Raw genomic sequence first — 16,398 nt, 5'->3', positions numbered from 1 at the left:
TTGAGGAGGATTTATTGGATGTCAGAATACTTAGTGATTGTGGAATCGCCCGCAAAGGCGAAAACAATAGAACGTTACTTGGGAAAAAAATATAAAGTAAAGGCTTCCATGGGGCATGTTCGAGATTTGCCTAAAAGTCAAATGGGTGTCGATGTTGAACATGAATATGAGCCTAAATATATAACTATCCGCGGCAAAGGCCCGGTTTTAAAAGAATTGAAAACCGCTGCGAAAAAAGCGAAAAAAATCTATCTCGCGGCTGACCCCGACAGGGAAGGGGAAGCCATTGCATGGCATTTGGCTCACAGTCTTGATGTTGATGTTAACTCTGATTGCCGTGTGGTATTCAACGAGATCACGAAAGAGGCCATCAAAGAATCATTTAAATCGCCGAGACCAATAAATATGAAATTGGTTGATGCCCAGCAGGCAAGAAGGGTTTTGGATCGTTTAGTCGGATACAATATAAGCCCGCTTTTGTGGAAAAAGGTGAAAAAAGGCTTAAGTGCTGGACGGGTCCAATCGGTTGCTGTACGGATGATCATTGACCGGGAGAAGGAAATCAAAGATTTCATCCCGGAAGAGTATTGGACAATCAAGGCTGATTTTGTAAAAGGAAAAGAACAGTTTGAAGGTTCCTTCTTCAGCCTTGGCGGCGAGAAGAAGGAATTAAATACCGAAGAGGACGTCAAAACAGTGCTCGCTTCTTTAAATGGCGGCGAATTTACGATAGGAGCCGTGGCTAAAAAGGAAAGAAGGCGCAATCCAGCTGCCCCTTTTACAACTTCTTCCCTGCAACAGGAAGCGGCACGTAAATTGAATTTCCGTGCAAAGAAAACCATGATGCTTGCTCAGCAGCTTTATGAAGGAATCGAGCTTGGCAAGGAAGGTACAGTCGGGTTAATCACTTATATGAGAACCGATTCAACCCGGATTTCCGATGTTGCGAAAGAGGAAGTCCATACCTTCATCCAAAATAATTATGGTAAAGATTATGTTCAGGCTGAACAGCGCAAAGAGAAAAAACAAACTAATGCCCAGGACGCCCATGAAGCAGTCAGGCCAACAAGCACATTACGTGAACCGGGTATAGTCAAGGAGTTCTTATCCAGAGATCAATTCCGTCTTTATAAATTGATATGGGAACGATTCGTTTCTAGTCAAATGTCTTCGGCAGTCATGGATACGATGAGCATCGACCTGCATAACGGGGATGTCATCTTCAGGGCAAATGGTTCAAAAATAAAATTTCCGGGTTTCATGAAGGTATATGTTGAAGGGTCCGATGACTCGGTAGAAGAAAAGGAAAATGCACTTCCGGATGTAAAAAAAGGAGATCAATTCTTTTCAAAAGATATCGAGCCGAAGCAGCATTTCACACAGCCTCCGCCCCGATATACTGAAGCACGTCTTGTCAAAACCCTAGAGGAACTGGGAATAGGCCGTCCTTCTACATATGCTCCTACCTTGGATACGATTCAAAAACGGGGCTATGTTACCTTGGATAATAAACGGTTCATCCCAACAGAGCTTGGTGAGATCGTTCTTGAATTGATACGCGAATTCTTCCCGGATATTCTTGATGCAGAGTTCACTGCCAAAATGGAACAGGAATTCGACAGCGTCGAGGAAGGCAGTATCGAATGGATAAAGGTCATTGATGAATTTTATAAAGAGTTTGCAATTCATCTGGCCAAAGCTGAGGTCGAGATGGAGAAAATTGAAATTAAAGATGAACCTGCCGGTGAAGATTGCGTGGAATGCGGACATGGAATGGTCTTTAAGATGGGGCGTTATGGAAAGTTCATGGCATGCAGCAATTTCCCGGATTGCCGTAACACAAAGCCAATCGTTAAAGAAATCGGTGTCAAATGCCCAAAATGTAAAGAAGGAAACATCATTGAAAGGAAAAGTAAAAAACGCCGCATATTTTACGGGTGTGATACCTACCCTGGATGTGACTTCATATCATGGGATAAACCGCTTCCGCGGAGTTGTCCAAAATGTGAAGGTACACTTGTTGAAAAGAAACTCAAAAAAGGCGTCCAGGTCCAGTGCATGGATTGTGATTTCAAGGAAATGCCCCAAGCATAGAATAGACCGTGAAATCGTTTACTTTCCCTGTGAGCTATCGAAAAAACCTAGATATAAATTGACTCGGCATCTGCCGGGTTTCTTTATGTTCAGGAAAGTATGATATCATGATAATATGTGAATTCGGTTCCAAGAAGAAAATGGATAAAGCTTGAAACTTTTTTATTTAGGCCATGTGATGTAAAATTCAGTGGACAAGTACATTCTTTTAAAGATATAATTCCTATTTGTGTCCGTTACCCTTTTTAGAAAAGATGGATTGCAGGAAGAATGCCGGCTTGAGGCATATGCTTTAAAATTATCATTAGCAGGAATGAGTATTTCGGGTATAAATACATAGATATCGTTAAAAATGAAACGTTAATAAAAGCAGTTTTAATGATAAATGCTCCTGTCTTATCATATCTATACATGGAGGTTCGAAAAATGAAAGAAACAAAAGTAAGTGTAATCGGTGCTGGGCTTGCTGGAAGTGAAGCGGCGTGGCAGTTAGCTAAAAGAGGAATTAAAGTCGATCTATATGAAATGCGCCCTGTAAAACAAACGCCAGCCCATCATACCGATAAATTCGCTGAACTTGTTTGTTCCAATTCACTTCGGGCAAATACTTTAACAAATGCAGTTGGTGTTTTAAAAGAAGAAATGCGTATTCTGGATTCGGTCATCATGTCGGCAGCAGATGCTTGTGCTGTACCGGCTGGCGGCGCTTTAGCTGTTGATCGACATGAATTTGCCGGTCTTGTTACGGAAAGGGTTAAAAATCATCCAAATGTGACGGTCATTAATGAAGAAGTGACGGAAATTCCGGAAGGTCCTACCGTCATTGCTACCGGTCCGCTTACAAGTCAGTCACTATCTGACAGCTTAAAGCAAATCATGGATGAAGAATACTTGTACTTCTATGATGCCGCCGCACCAATTCTTGAAAAAGACAGCATAAACATGGATAAAGTATATTTGAAATCCCGTTATGACAAAGGGGAAGCAGCTTATTTGAACTGTCCGATGACAGAAGAAGAGTTTGACCGCTTTTATGAAGCATTGATCGCTGCAGAAACAGTACCACTTAAAGAATTCGAAAAGGAAATCTTTTTTGAAGGCTGCATGCCAATTGAAGTGATGGCATCACGTGGGAAGAAAACGATGTTATTTGGTCCATTGAAGCCAGTTGGCTTAGAAGATCCAAAAACGGGAAAACGTCCTTTTGCTGTAGTTCAATTGCGTCAAGATGATGCGGCAGGAACACTTTACAATATTGTTGGTTTTCAGACACATTTGAAATGGGGGCCGCAAAAAGAAGTATTGCAGCTCATACCTGGATTGGAAAATGCGGAAATTGTGCGTTATGGAGTCATGCATCGAAACACATTCATAAACTCACCTAATGTATTGAAACCAACGTATCAATTCAAGAATCAGGATGATTTATTCTTTGCCGGTCAAATGACTGGTGTCGAAGGGTATGTAGAATCTGCTGCATCAGGACTTGTTGCAGGTATCAATGCTGCAAGGATCGTCCAAGGATTGGAGCCTATCATATTCCCTGCGGAGACGACGATGGGAAGCATGGCAAGGTACATAACTTCGACGAATGGTAAGAGCTTCCAACCGATGAATGCCAACTTTGGATTGCTTCCAGACCTAGAAGTGAGAATCAAATCAAAAAAAGAGCGGAACGAAACGCATGCTAAACGCGCTTTGGACACAATTCAGAACTTTGTGAAAAATTTGTAAAATATTTGCCTGCTGTTTTAAAGTATGATACTATTTATTAGCCTTTGCGAGGTGTTTCCATGATTAATCAAAAAAAGGCATTATCATCCTTCATCGAATATTTACAGATTGAAAAAAACAGTTCACAATACACCATTGAAAATTATAAACGTGATATTCACGAATTTTTTCTGTTCCTTAATGAACAGGGCATTGAGGATATCACGTCCGTTGAATATTTGGATGTCCGGTTATATTTGACGAATTTATATGAGAAAAACCTTTCTAAGCGCACTGTAGCAAGAAAAACTTCTTGCTTGCGGAGCCTTTATAGATTTTTACTACGTGAAGGTGATGTGAAGGATAACCCTTTTTCTTTGGCTTCTTTACCTAAAAAGGATCAAAGACTGCCACGTTTTCTTTATGAGAAGGAAATGAATCAGTTGTTTTCTACTTTAAAGAAAGATTCACCGATAGGAATAAGGAACAATGCCTTACTGGAAATATTGTATGCTACAGGAATTCGTGTAAGTGAATGTTGTGAGATTAAACTGCAGGATATCGACCTTTCCTTAGGAACGGTACTGATCCATGGAAAAGGAAAAAAGGATCGCTACGTTCCGGTTGGCAGTTATGCACAGGAAGCGATAGATTTATACATACGTACAGCCAGGATGGAATTGACTTCGTCTGACGCCAAGGCGCATGTTTATTTATTTGTTAATTTTCGTGGAGACCCTCTGACACCTAGGGGAGTTCGCTATATATTGAATGAATTGATTAAAAAGTCAGCCGCAGATGGAAGTCTTCATCCCCATATGCTAAGGCATTCGTTTGCTACACACCTATTGAATAATGGGGCGGACATTCGCACAGTTCAGGAATTGCTTGGTCATTCTAAAATTTCATCAACGCAAGTGTATACGCATGTTACAAAAGACCAATTGAAAAAAGTCTACAATGCATCACATCCGCGGCCTTAAATGTTGAAAGGGGACACTTTATGACAACGATATTTGCAGTGCATCATAAAGGTGAATGTGCCATGTCCGGTGATGGGCAGGTTACTTTAGGAAATTCAGTAGTGATGAAGCATACGGCGAGGAAAGTAAGGAAAATCTTTAATGGTAATGTCCTTGCAGGTTTTGCAGGTTCTGTTGCAGATGCATTCACCTTATTTGAGATGTTCGAAGCTAAACTTGAAGAGTATAATGGCAATCTTCAGCGCGCTGCCGTCGAAATGGCAAAGCAATGGAGAAGTGACAATGTATTGAGAAAACTGGAAGCCATGCTGGTCGTAATGGATAAGAATCATTTACTGCTCGTTTCTGGCACCGGGGAAGTAATTGAACCGGATGACGGGATTCTCGCCATAGGATCGGGTGGGAATTATGCCCTTGCTGCCGGCAGGGCATTAATGCGGTTTTCCAGTGACCATTTATCGGCAAAGGAAATCGCTCAATCATCTTTACAAATTGCAGCGGAAATTTGTGTATTTACGAATACGAATATAATCGTGGAAGAGTTGTAAGGAGGAGCGCAAATGTCAAAAAAAGCTAATTTAACACCGAGGCAAATCGTTGAAAAACTGGATCAGTATATCGTAGGGCAGCGTGAGGCAAAACGGGCAGTGGCAGTGGCTCTTCGGAATCGCTACCGACGTTCCCTTCTCTCGGATCAACTTCGTGATGAAGTCGTTCCGAAGAATATATTAATGATTGGACCGACAGGCGTTGGGAAAACAGAAATAGCTCGGAGAATGGCTAAATTGGTAGGTGCTCCTTTTGTAAAAGTTGAAGCAACGAAATTTACGGAAGTCGGGTATGTCGGCAGGGATGTTGAGTCGATGGTTCGTGATTTGGTGGAGACTTCCGTCCGCCTCGTGAAGGAAGAAAAGATGGCCAGCGTAAAGGAGCGGGCAGAAGAAAATGCAAATCGCCGCTTAATAGAACTTTTAGTGCCATCAACAAAAAAACAGAGTAATTTCAAGAATCCTCTTGAAGTCTTTTTTGGAGGCAATAACAATCAAGACGAACAGGATCCGGAAGAAAATTCCGAAGATTTAAGTTTGCAGGAAAAAAGAAAAATCGTCGCTGAAAAGCTGGCTAATGGTGAGTTGGAAAGTGAAATGATAACGGTCGAAGTGGAAGAACAGACTGCTTCGATGTTTGATATGCTCCAAGGTTCGGGAATGGAACAAATGGGGATGAATATGCAGGACGCTTTAGGAAGCTTGATGCCGAAAAAAAGCAAGAAGCGAAAATTGAAAGTAAGTGAAGCAAGAACCGTTTTAACAAATGAAGAAGCGGCTAAATTGATTGATATGGATGAAGTCACTTCCGATGCATTATACGGGGCTGAGCAAAATGGGATTATTTTCATCGATGAAATAGACAAAATTGCCAGTAAGCAATCAGGAAGTTCATCAGCGGATGTCTCAAGAGAGGGTGTCCAAAGGGATATCCTGCCAATCGTTGAAGGTTCGACAGTAGTGACTAAATATGGTTCAGTTAAAACGGATCATGTCTTATTCATTGCTGCAGGGGCCTTTCACATGGCTAAGCCATCCGACCTTATCCCTGAATTACAAGGTAGATTCCCAATTCGTGTAGAATTGAACAAACTGACTGTAGACGACTTTGTACGGATTCTTCATGAACCGGATAATGCCTTGTTAAAACAATATGTTGCTTTATTAGAAACTGAAGGTATAGAAATTGAATTTTCTGACGATGCTGTTCGTAAGATAGCTGAAGTGGCCTTCGAAGTAAATCAAAACACAGACAATATTGGTGCAAGAAGACTTCATACCATTTTGGAACGGTTGCTTGAAGACTTATCTTTTGAAGCTCCGGAAATAACGATGGAGAAGATTACAATTACACCCCAATATGTCGAAGGTAAGCTTGGTTCTATCGCCCGGAACAAAGATTTAAGCCAGTTTATCCTTTAATTTAAGAAACAATCTTGGCAATGATTTGCCTATGCAATAAACATAAAATTACGGAAATACAACTTCATAGTTATTGTGAACCATGGTATTTTTAGGAGGAACAAATCAAATGAACTTATTAGCAAAAACAAGAAAAATCAATGCAATGCTACAAAAAGCAGCAGGTAAAGCAGTTAACTTCAAGGAAATGGCTGAAAGTTTAAGTGAAGTTATCGAAGCGAATGTATTCGTCGTCAGCCGCCGCGGGAAATTACTTGGCATCGCGGTAAGTCAGCAAATTGAAAACGAACGCATGTACAAAATGTTGGAAGATAAACAATTCCCTGAAGAGTACACAAAAAACCTCTTCAATATTCCTGAAACCTCTTCGAATCTTGATATCGAAAGCGAATATACTGCTTTCCCAGTCGAAAACAAAGAGCTTTTCGCAACTGGATTAACAACGATCGTACCGATTATGGGCGGGGGAGAACGTTTAGGAACATTGGTCCTTGCTCGATTACAAGAAAAATTTCATGATGATGATTTAATTTTGGCTGAATATGGTGCGACTGTAGTCGGCATGGAAATCCTGCGTGAAAAATCAGAAGAGATAGAAGAAGAAGCTCGTAGTAAAGCTGTCGTTCAAATGGCAATTTCCTCGTTATCTTACAGCGAATTGGAAGCGATTGAGCACATTTTTGAGGAGCTTAAAGGTAATGAAGGTCTGCTTGTAGCATCCAAAATTGCAGACCGTGTCGGCATCACCCGTTCCGTTATCGTAAATGCCCTACGGAAACTGGAAAGTGCCGGAGTGATTGAATCCCGCTCACTAGGAATGAAAGGTACTTATATCAAAGTATTGAACGATAAATTCCTTCTTGAATTAGAAAAGCTTAAAAATAATTAACATAAAAAAAGGCAGTCCTTTAAAAAGGGCTGCCTTTAGAAATTCCTTTTAATTTTTCTCCTAAAGTTATTTGGACCTTGCCATTTCCAATTGGCCATCTTCTTTAAATTTATGGCAGCGAAAGTAAGCATCGCCGGCATCGACAATTTTTTATGTCTAAAGTAGTCCAACGTAACCATGCATTTTTCTTTAGCATCTGCGAATACACGCCCAATCGTTTCTTTACGCTTCGCTTATAAAGGTTTTACATCTTGATGATGACGCAGTTGATCTGCTTCTTCCACATTTTTTGCTAGAAATGCCGTGTCGTTTTGGATAGTCTTTGCTTTCTGTACTAAAATGAGCATTTGACAATTTATCATGGAAACCATAGCCTTAGAACCAATGGTAAGCCATATTTGTTTCAACTTCTTCAATTGTTTTTACGCATTGAACGAAAACCGAAGGTATATTGAATGAAAGTTAATTCGACTAATATAACTGGATCAATACTTGGGCGTCCTATCTCTGGAGTACATATCTTTCACTAACTCATAAATGAAAGTGAAGTCAATGGCAGCCTCAATTTTACGAACCAAATGGTTCGCAGGCACTAGTTGATCTAAAGTAACATTTCAAGTTGATCACGTTGAATAGAATCATATTTAGAAAGCATCCTCTTCACCTCGAGCTTTATTAATTCTATTTTTAAAACAATAAAGGCTTTAGGAAAAAGGGTTCTATCTATAACAAAGTTGATTGGAACGGAAGGTACGAGACTCCTGCTTAGAAAAGTGAGTCCAGGGGAGACCCCACAGGCGCAAAGGCGCCGAAGAGGCTCATCGGACCGCCCGATGAAAACGAGTGCCCTTCGTTCCAATCAACGTTCAAATTGCACAAACCCCAAAAGAAACTGTAGACAAACTAAGTTTTCATCGAGTTTGTCTACAGTCTGGGCAGTCCTTTAAAAAGGCTGCTTTTTTTTGTGGTATTTGGATCTGTTGCTTTCTGGGACTAATCAGCAAAAGGAGGTGAACGTCAGGGAGAGATAGGAAAAAGAGGTCATTCGAATTAAATGGAAATGTGAATATAGGCTTGTTTTCTATTAGAATTGAAAAAATAGTTAAATTTTTCTTTAAAAGGGTAATTATATTATTATAACTGTTGTAATAGTGAAAAAGAACGTTGTTGTAACCTTTTTTGATTTTTAAAACCCTATGGATTACGGTTTTTAACCATTAGGGGATTTTGTCGAATGAATCAGCGCTTTGAAAAAAACGTTTTTTTTTCAAAAAAGAAAAAAGGAAGTAATCCTTTGTTTTCTTATGAATCCTTTACTTTAAAGGGTGAAATCAACTAAATTGAAATAATAAATTGAAAGTAAATGCGAAAATTAGTTCTAAAGTATCAGGTATATAGATTTGTTTTTCGATATGATATAAAAGCTAATGGAAGGAAAATTTGGTTAATATGTAGAAAATCATATTAAAATGTAATATTTCGTAATATTAATCATGTAATCATACTAATAATCACGACAAATTTGAGCAATTTGTGACAATTTTCGACGATAATAGGTCTAAAGTCCATGTGTTGTTTATGGACATAGTTATAATGTTTCTTTAAAATTAAAACGTAAATGCACTGGATTAATTTATTGATATTGTAATTAAATGTTAGTTATAGAAAGAGGTAATCGATGTGGAGTTATTTTCAAATACTTTTCAATCACTAGAAAATGCCCTTAATTATTCTAATGTAAAACAAAAAGTCATTTCACAGAACATAGCCAATTCGGATACGCCTAATTATAAAGCTAAAGAGGTCGACAAAACACAATCCTTTAAGACAGAGCTGGAATCATCACTGGATTCATATCGTACCGATGAACGACATTTCCCCTTCAAATCAGAAGGGAGTCATGCTTCTCAGATCGTGACGCAGAAAAATGTCCGATATAACAATAATGGAAATAGCGTGGACGTTGATAAGGAAATGACGGAGCTTGCTGCCAATCAGATTTATTATAATGCAGTAACCGACAGGCTTTCAGGTAAGTTTCAATCATTGCAGAATGTAATTAGAGGAGGTAAGTGATGGGAATCTTCCAAAGTATAAACATGACCGGATCCAGCCTGACGAGTCAAAGGCTAAGGATGGATGTAATCTCTGCTAATATGGCTAATACCGATACGACCAGGGCGGAATATGACGCCGAATCTAAAAAATGGAAGCCGTACACAAGAAAATCGGTTGTGCTGCAAAGTAAGGAAAACGGTTTTTCAAGTTTCTTGAACGCTGCATCCCAAAAAACGAGCGAGGTAGGGAATGGTGTGAAGGTGACTGGAATAGTTAAAGATAAAACACCTTTTGAACTGGATTATAATCCAGATCATCCTGATGCCAATGAAGATGGTTATGTTGAAATGCCAAATGTCGACCCGCTTCGGGAAATGGTTGATTTAATGAGTGTCACACGTTCATACGAAGCAAATGTGACAGTTTTAAATGCATCAAAGGGAATGATGATGAAAGCTTTGGAAATTGGAAAATAAAAGTTTGAAAGGGGATTGTTGATATGGAGGGGATTTCTCTTTCTGCAATGAACAATGCAAGCAATGTGCAGAAAAAAGATCAAAGTAAGACTAATACACCATACGAAGCACAGCAAAATTTTGCGTCGGTATTAAAAGAATCAATGAATAAAGTTAACGAAACACAAGTGGCATCTGATGACCTTACAACCAAATTGGTTAATGGAGAGGATGTTGAGCTTCACTCGGTGATGATAGCTTCACAAAAAGCCAGCATTACCATGCAGGCTACATTAGAGGTTCGGAATAAGGTTGTGGAAGCCTACCAGGAAATGATGAGAATGAGTATATAGCATTCATTTTTTAACCTCATTATATAGAGAAAAATGACCAGGGGGAAAAATCCCCCAATCATAAATTCATAGACTGACCGGGGGATTTAAATGAATGAAGTACTAGTGAATTTTAAAAACAAAATAACTGCTTATTGGACGGGCCGCAGTAAAAAACAAAAATTCATGATGATTGGTTCAGCGGCATTAATTATCATCATCATTACGGCAGTTTCAATTTTAACCACGCGTACGACGCTGGTGCCCTTATATTCCAACTTAACTCCATCGGAAACGGGTAGCATTAAAGAGAATTTAGACAGTCAAGGGATTACAAATGAAGTTTCTGAAAATGGTACGACCATAAAAGTTCCTGAAGAAAGACTTGATTCACTTAAAGTGGAACTGGCTGCTGAAGGAATTCCGGAATCAGGCAATATCGACTATTCCTTTTTTAGTCAAAGTGCTGGTATTGGAATGACTGAAAATGAATTCAATGTCATTAAACTGGACTCGATGCAAACGGAATTGTCCAGTTTAATAAAAAAGATTGATGGAGTAGAAGATGCCAGTGTAATGATCACTCTTCCTGATAAAGGAGTTTTTGTCAGTGATTCAGCTGGGGAAGCGTCAGCATCCATCGTATTGAATACGAAGCCAGGTTATAAATTTGAAGAAAGTCAAATCAATTCCCTTTATCATTTGGTTTCAAAAAGTGTTCCGAATCTCCCTACAGATAATATCGTCATAATGAACCAAGAGTTTGAGTATTTCGATCTTGAAAATGAAAATACTTCTTTCGCGTCGGCATTTGCCACCCAAAATGAAATAAAAAAGGAAATAGAACGTGATATTCAAAGACAGGTGCAAAATATGCTTGGAACGTTAATGGGGAGAGACAAAGTGGTTGTTTCAGTCACGACAGACATTGATTTCACTCAAGAAAACCGGGAAGAGAATTTAGTTGAACCGGTCGATGAAGAAAATATGGCTGGAATTGAGATTTCTGCGCAAAGGATCAATGAATCGTATAGTGGGGATGCAGCAGGTGCAGGAGGCGTGCCGCAAAGTGAGGATTCCTCAGATTCATTGGGATCAAAATACGCTGAAGGTACAAACGGATCCGGTGATTATGAAAAAGTGGATGAAACGATAAATAGTGAAGTGAACCGAATCAAGAAGGAGATAGTCGAAAGCCCATATAAGGTTAAAGATTTAGGTATTCAGGTCATGGTCGAACCGCCCACCGCTGATGATCCGAATTCTTTATCTCAACAGAGTATGGAGGATATTACACAAATCCTTGGTACGATAATACGCACGACAATCGAGAAAAAAGCTGAAGGTGAAGAACTGACGGACGAGGAGCTTAATAATAAAATTGCGATTTCCGTTCAACCGTTTAACGGAAAAATGACGTTGCAAAAAGGTGAAACGAATCCTTCGTTACCAATCTGGGCATACATCGTAGGCGGAGTGCTAATACTTGCCATTATCATTCTCTTAATCTTGTTCCTCAGATCCCGAAAGCAAGCTGAAATGGAAGAGGAGTACGTGGTTGAAGAGGAAGAAGTCGTATTCGATGTTCCGGATTTGAACGAAGAGAAGGAAACGGAAGCATCTTTAAAAAGAAAACAACTGGAAAAGCTTGCAAAAGAAAAGCCGGATGAATTTGCAAAATTATTAAGAAGCTGGATAGCGGAAGACTAGGAGGCTTTTGAAAGTGACAGATAGAAAAAAAAAGGCCGGATTGACTGGCAAACAGAAAGCTGCCATCCTCCTTATTTCCTTAGGCCCGGATGTTTCTGCATCCGTATATAAGCATCTTTCTGAAGAGGAAATTGAGAGATTGACCCTTGAAATTTCGGGAGTGAGAAAAGTGGACTCCCATGATAAAGAAGAAATTCTGGAAGAATTCCATAATATTGCTTTAGCACAGGATTACATCTCGCAGGGCGGGATAGGATATGCGAAGCAGGTACTTGAAAAGGCATTAGGTACTGATCAGGCAACCGCCATCATTAACCGTTTAACATCATCCTTGCAGGTTCGGCCATTCGACTTTGCACGAAAGGCAGACCCTGGACAGATCCTGAACTTCATCCAGAACGAGCATCCGCAGACCATTGCATTGATCCTGTCATATCTTGATCCCACACAGGCTGGACAAATATTGTCTGAACTTCCGCAAGAGGTGCAGGCAGATATTGCAAGAAGGATTGCTTTAATGGATAGCACTTCTCCGGAAATCATCAATGAAGTGGAGCAAATACTCGAAAGGAAACTTTCTGCGACTGTAACCCAAGATTATACACAGACAGGTGGAGTCGAAGCTGTTGTAGATGTGCTGAATGGTGTGGACCGCTCAACGGAAAGAACGATTTTGGATGCACTTGAGATCCAAGATCCGGAGCTTGCAGAGGAAATCAAGAAACGAATGTTTGTTTTTGAAGATATCGTGACCCTTGATGGCAGAGCGATTCAGCGAGTAGTCAGGGAATCTGATAACGAAGATCTTAAACTTTCTCTTAAAGTGGCTAGTGATGAAGTGAAGGAAATCGTTTTCCGAAACATGTCGAATCGTATGGTTGAAACCTTCCAGGAAGAAATGGAATATATGGGGCCAGTTCGATTGCGTGATGTAGAAGAAGCACAATCAAGAATTGTTGCCGTCATTAGACGCCTGGAGGAAACTGGGGATATCGTGATTGCCCGCGGCGGAGGGGATGATATCATTGTCTAGGATTATCAAATCCCAGCAGGCTAACCAGGAGAAAAGCAAAAAGATCGTAATAAAAGTTCGCCCTTTCGACTTTCTTCAAAATGATGATGCAGATGAGCGGAAAAAACTTCATTATATTCAACCTGATCAATTGCTCAATGATGCTAAACAGGAAGCGGAAACGTTATTGCGCGAAGCTAAACAAAAAGCCCAAGCAATTGCTGCTGAAATCCAGCAAGACAGAGAACAATGGGAGAATCAAGAAAAATCAATGTTTATTGAACAAGCTCAAAAAGAAGGGTATCAGCAGGGGGTCGAAGATGGGATCCAAAAGGGTTATAACGAGATTGCAGCGGAAATAGCCTTCGCAAAAGAAGTGGTGGAGTCCTCTAAAAAAGATTATCGGCACAATATCGAATCATCTGAAACCGTTATTTTGAATCTTGCCCTGAAGGTGGCAGAGAAAATTATCGGGCAACAGCTTGAAAAAGATGAAGAGTCTTTTTTATCCATCGTCAAAAGTGCCATCAAAGAGGTAAGGGATTACCGTGAAGTGCAATTGCATACCCATCCGATCCAATATCAATCGATTCTTTCTCACAAAGATGAGTTGATGGCAATCTTTCCGAAAGATACTGAGTTGTATATCTTTCCTGATGATGAGCTTGAAGTAGGCAGCTGTATCATCGAATCCGAAAACGGAAGGATGGACGCCAGTGTCGACAGCCAGCTGCAGGAAATAAAAGTGAAACTAACTGAATTGCTGGAAGGGGAGTAAAGATGAAAACTAGAGACCTATTGCCCTTAGTTGATGAAGTTGATCCATTCAAACACTATGGACGGGTCAAACGTGTTGTGGGGTTAATGATAGAATCCCAAGGCCCTGAAAGCTCTGTAGGTGATGTTTGTTATATCTATACGGGTATACAAAAAAAGAAAAATCGAATTTTAGCTGAAGTTGTCGGTTTCCGTGATGAAATGGTTATTTTAATGCCATTTACAGCAGTTAGTGACATTGCACCGGGTTGTATCGTGGAAGGGAGAGGAAGGAGCCTTGAGATAAAGGTGGGAAGCAGGCTAATTGGCAAAGTAGTCGATCCATTGGGACATCCCATTGATGACTCAATGCTTCCAAAAGGTCTCGCGACAATTTCTGTGGATCAAGATCCGCCGAATCCGATGAAACGCCCCCCCATTAATGAACCGATAGATGTAGGAGTTCGGGTGATTGATAGTTTATTAACAGTTGGAAAAGGACAGCGTGTTGGTATCTTTGCAGGGAGCGGCGTCGGGAAAAGCACGTTGCTTGGTATGGTGGCAAGGAATACGACGGCTGACTTAAACGTAATCGGTCTTATTGGTGAACGTGGCCGTGAAGTTCGAGAATTCATTGAGAAAGATCTTGGACCAGAAGGGCTGGCACGATCAATCGTTGTAGTGGCCACATCTGACCAGCCAGCGTTGATGAGGATAAAGGGGGCTTTGACGGCAACTGCCATTGCGGAATATTTTCGTGATAAGGGATTGAATGTGATGCTGATGATGGATTCGGTTACGAGGGTTGCGATGGCCCAGAGGGAAATTGGGCTTGCTATCGGGGAACCGCCGACGACCAAAGGATATACGCCATCCGTTTTTGCCATCCTTCCAAGGTTACTCGAAAGAACGGGAACAAATCAGTTGGGGACCATAACAGCTTTTTATACGGTACTAGTCGACGGTGATGATATGAATGAACCGATTGCTGATGCAGTCAGGGGAATATTGGATGGTCACTTCATACTAGACCGTAACTTGGCCAATAAAGGACAGTTTCCAGCGCTCAATGTATTAAAGAGCATTAGTCGTGTCATGAACAATATTGTTGGTGACAAGCATAAAAACGCTGCAGAAAAATTGCGGGCAAGTTTATCAACCTATATGGAGTCGGAAGATTTGATTAATATAGGAGCTTATAAGAGGGGTTCTTCCAAACAAATTGATAACTCGATTACACGCTATCCGGAAATCATTTCATTTTTGAAACAAGGAACCCATGAAAAAGCTTCCAAAGATAATAGTATCAACGCCCTTGTCGAATTGATGGAGAAAGGTGATTAATAATGATTTATCAATATAAATTCGAGAAGATCCTGACCATCAAAGAAAAAGAAAAGTCCGATGCACTAGCTAAATATAATGCTGCTTTAAAAAAATTTGAAGAAGTGGCAGAAAAGTTATATAAGCTTTTAAAGAAAAAAGAAGAGTTGCTTGAGTTTCAACAGGAAAAGCTGCGAAATGGATTGTCCGTTCAGGAAATTCGTCATCATCAGTTATTTATGGACAACTTGGAAAAACTCTTAGGCCACTGTCAACAGGAAGTCATTGAAGCACGATACAAGATGAATAATCAACGGGATATATTAATGGAAAGAAATATCGAGGTTAAAAAGTACGAAAAAATGAAAGAAAATGGTTTTCTTAAATTCCTCGATGTCATTAAAGAAGCTGAGAACAAACAAATGGATGAAATATCTATCCGGCAATTCTTAAGCAAAGGCGTAAGGTGATGGAATGCGTAAAAAAAGTGAATCTAATGGATCGGAAGAATTGGAAGAAAGAAAGATAAGTAAGTTTCAATGGTTTCTTGTCATCTTCATTCCATTAATCTTTGCGGTAACTGTAGCGTTGATCGTTTTTACAGTTGCAGGGGTGAATGTAGTGGAAAAGGCAAAGGAAATGACTTCGAAAATACCCTTCATTGAATCGGATCAAAAGGATGAAGAGAAGGGGAAACCTGCCAAGAATGATGAGAAAGTTTCCATGAAACTAGAAAAATTAGAAACCGAGATTGAAAACAAGGAAAAAGAGATAGAAAAGCTTGAGGGCATCATTGATTCACGTGACAAGGCCATTGCAAAGGCAGAAGCGGAAAAACAGCAGCTTCAAACAGAAAAGAATCAACTTAGGGATAGTCAGAATAATAGTAAACAAGCGTTTAAAGATATAATCCGCACTTATGAAACGATGGCTCCCAAGAAGGCTGCACCTATCATTATGGAAATGAATGATGAAGATGCAGTGGAGATTCTCTCAAGTATGAAAGCGGCCACTTTAGCTAAGGTTTTGGAGCAAATGACAACGGCTGATGCTGCAAGGTTAACGAAGAAACTAACGGAACAAAGTTCTTAGGTGGAAAGAGT

The 16,398-nt window shown here is 40.1% G+C and carries 15 protein-coding genes and 1 pseudogene; 15 read left to right on the top strand and 1 reads right to left on the bottom strand.

Annotated features, from left to right (window positions below; translation table 11 throughout):
* The first annotated feature begins 18 nt into the window (after positions 1–18).
* From topA to codY, 6 genes are all read left to right on the top strand, one after another.
* Positions 19–2,094, top strand: coding sequence for a type I DNA topoisomerase (gene topA / locus ACFRAK_RS05330; protein WP_387599861.1), 2,076 nt, complete (start codon positions 19–21; stop codon positions 2,092–2,094).
* Between the two features lie 426 nt (positions 2,095–2,520).
* The gene (gene trmFO, locus ACFRAK_RS05325; RefSeq protein WP_394571393.1) at positions 2,521–3,828 is read left to right on the top strand and encodes an FADH(2)-oxidizing methylenetetrahydrofolate--tRNA-(uracil(54)-C(5))-methyltransferase TrmFO; all 1,308 of its coding nucleotides are present in this window, start codon (positions 2,521–2,523) and stop codon (positions 3,826–3,828) included.
* 59 nt (positions 3,829–3,887) lie between these two features.
* Positions 3,888–4,790 carry a tyrosine recombinase XerC gene (gene xerC, locus ACFRAK_RS05320; protein WP_394571391.1) on the top strand — a complete coding sequence of 301 codons (903 nt, stop codon included), beginning with the start codon at positions 3,888–3,890 and terminating at the stop codon, positions 4,788–4,790.
* Positions 4,791–4,810: 20 nt separating this feature from the next.
* Positions 4,811–5,338, top strand: coding sequence for an HslVU peptidase proteolytic subunit (hslV, locus tag ACFRAK_RS05315; RefSeq protein ID WP_048684874.1), 528 nt, complete (start codon positions 4,811–4,813; stop codon positions 5,336–5,338).
* Between the two features lie 12 nt (positions 5,339–5,350).
* Positions 5,351–6,760, top strand: coding sequence for an ATP-dependent protease ATPase subunit HslU (gene hslU, locus ACFRAK_RS05310; protein ID WP_387599865.1), 1,410 nt, complete (start codon positions 5,351–5,353; stop codon positions 6,758–6,760).
* A 109-nt stretch (positions 6,761–6,869) separates the two neighbouring features.
* Positions 6,870–7,649 (top strand): GTP-sensing pleiotropic transcriptional regulator CodY, encoded by a 780-nt coding sequence (codY, locus tag ACFRAK_RS05305; RefSeq protein WP_057278408.1) that lies wholly within the window; start codon positions 6,870–6,872, stop codon positions 7,647–7,649.
* Positions 7,650–7,955: 306 nt separating this feature from the next.
* On the opposite strand, the pseudogene ACFRAK_RS05300 reads toward codY, so the two are convergent.
* A pseudogene (locus ACFRAK_RS05300) lies at positions 7,956–8,304 on the bottom strand (transposase); the annotation flags it as partial.
* A 1,025-nt stretch (positions 8,305–9,329) separates the two neighbouring features.
* On the opposite strand from ACFRAK_RS05300, the gene flgB reads away from it, so the two are divergent.
* The 9 genes from flgB (at position 9,330) to ACFRAK_RS05255 (ending at position 16,387) form a co-directional block, all read left to right on the top strand.
* Complete coding sequence (gene flgB / locus ACFRAK_RS05295) at positions 9,330–9,725, top strand: flagellar basal body rod protein FlgB (protein WP_192204018.1); 396 nt, start codon at positions 9,330–9,332, stop codon at positions 9,723–9,725.
* Positions 9,725–10,183, top strand: coding sequence for a flagellar basal body rod protein FlgC (gene flgC, locus ACFRAK_RS05290; protein ID WP_387599871.1), 459 nt, complete (start codon positions 9,725–9,727; stop codon positions 10,181–10,183). The genes flgB and flgC overlap by 1 nt, the downstream gene beginning before the upstream one ends.
* 23 nt (positions 10,184–10,206) lie before the next feature.
* Positions 10,207–10,515: a flagellar hook-basal body complex protein FliE gene (gene fliE / locus ACFRAK_RS05285; RefSeq protein ID WP_483878283.1), complete on the top strand. Its 309-nt coding sequence runs from the start codon at positions 10,207–10,209 to the stop codon at positions 10,513–10,515.
* Between the two features lie 90 nt (positions 10,516–10,605).
* On the top strand, positions 10,606–12,204 hold the full coding sequence (fliF, locus tag ACFRAK_RS05280; protein WP_387599873.1) for a flagellar basal-body MS-ring/collar protein FliF: 1,599 nt from the start codon (positions 10,606–10,608) through the stop codon (positions 12,202–12,204).
* Positions 12,205–12,217: 13 nt separating this feature from the next.
* Entirely contained in the window at positions 12,218–13,237 is a 1,020-nt protein-coding gene (gene fliG, locus ACFRAK_RS05275; protein ID WP_260284247.1) for a flagellar motor switch protein FliG, read from the top strand.
* On the top strand, positions 13,230–13,994 hold the full coding sequence (fliH, locus tag ACFRAK_RS05270) for a flagellar assembly protein FliH (protein WP_394571390.1): 765 nt from the start codon (positions 13,230–13,232) through the stop codon (positions 13,992–13,994). The genes fliG and fliH overlap by 8 nt, the downstream gene beginning before the upstream one ends.
* Before the next feature lie 2 nt (positions 13,995–13,996).
* Complete coding sequence (gene fliI / locus ACFRAK_RS05265; RefSeq protein WP_387599879.1) at positions 13,997–15,316, top strand: flagellar protein export ATPase FliI; 1,320 nt, start codon at positions 13,997–13,999, stop codon at positions 15,314–15,316.
* 2 nt (positions 15,317–15,318) lie between these two features.
* A complete protein-coding gene (gene fliJ / locus ACFRAK_RS05260; protein WP_387599881.1) occupies positions 15,319–15,765 on the top strand; it encodes a flagellar export protein FliJ in 447 nt (148 codons plus the stop codon).
* Positions 15,766–15,769: 4 nt separating this feature from the next.
* Complete coding sequence (locus ACFRAK_RS05255) at positions 15,770–16,387, top strand: MotE family protein (RefSeq protein ID WP_387705800.1); 618 nt, start codon at positions 15,770–15,772, stop codon at positions 16,385–16,387.
* Positions 16,388–16,398 lie beyond the last annotated feature (11 nt).

It is taken from the genome of Peribacillus sp. NPDC056705, from assembly GCF_043656335.1.
Note: the sequence above shows the minus strand (reverse complement) of the source record. Positions and strands in the feature narration are given on the sequence as shown.

Coding starts and splice junctions, on each gene's coding strand:
- fliE (WP_483878283.1), top strand. CDS start 10,207: ATGGAGGGGATTTCTCTTTCTGCAATGAACAATGCAAGCAATGTGCAG.
- fliF (WP_387599873.1), top strand. CDS start 10,606: ATGAATGAAGTACTAGTGAATTTTAAAAACAAAATAACTGCTTATTGG.
- hslU (WP_387599865.1), top strand. CDS start 5,351: ATGTCAAAAAAAGCTAATTTAACACCGAGGCAAATCGTTGAAAAACTG.
- fliI (WP_387599879.1), top strand. CDS start 13,997: ATGAAAACTAGAGACCTATTGCCCTTAGTTGATGAAGTTGATCCATTC.
- ACFRAK_RS05255 (WP_387705800.1), top strand. CDS start 15,770: ATGCGTAAAAAAAGTGAATCTAATGGATCGGAAGAATTGGAAGAAAGA.
- codY (WP_057278408.1), top strand. CDS start 6,870: ATGAACTTATTAGCAAAAACAAGAAAAATCAATGCAATGCTACAAAAA.
- xerC (WP_394571391.1), top strand. CDS start 3,888: ATGATTAATCAAAAAAAGGCATTATCATCCTTCATCGAATATTTACAG.
- hslV (WP_048684874.1), top strand. CDS start 4,811: ATGACAACGATATTTGCAGTGCATCATAAAGGTGAATGTGCCATGTCC.
- flgC (WP_387599871.1), top strand. CDS start 9,725: ATGGGAATCTTCCAAAGTATAAACATGACCGGATCCAGCCTGACGAGT.
- topA (WP_387599861.1), top strand. CDS start 19: ATGTCAGAATACTTAGTGATTGTGGAATCGCCCGCAAAGGCGAAAACA.
- fliJ (WP_387599881.1), top strand. CDS start 15,319: ATGATTTATCAATATAAATTCGAGAAGATCCTGACCATCAAAGAAAAA.
- trmFO (WP_394571393.1), top strand. CDS start 2,521: ATGAAAGAAACAAAAGTAAGTGTAATCGGTGCTGGGCTTGCTGGAAGT.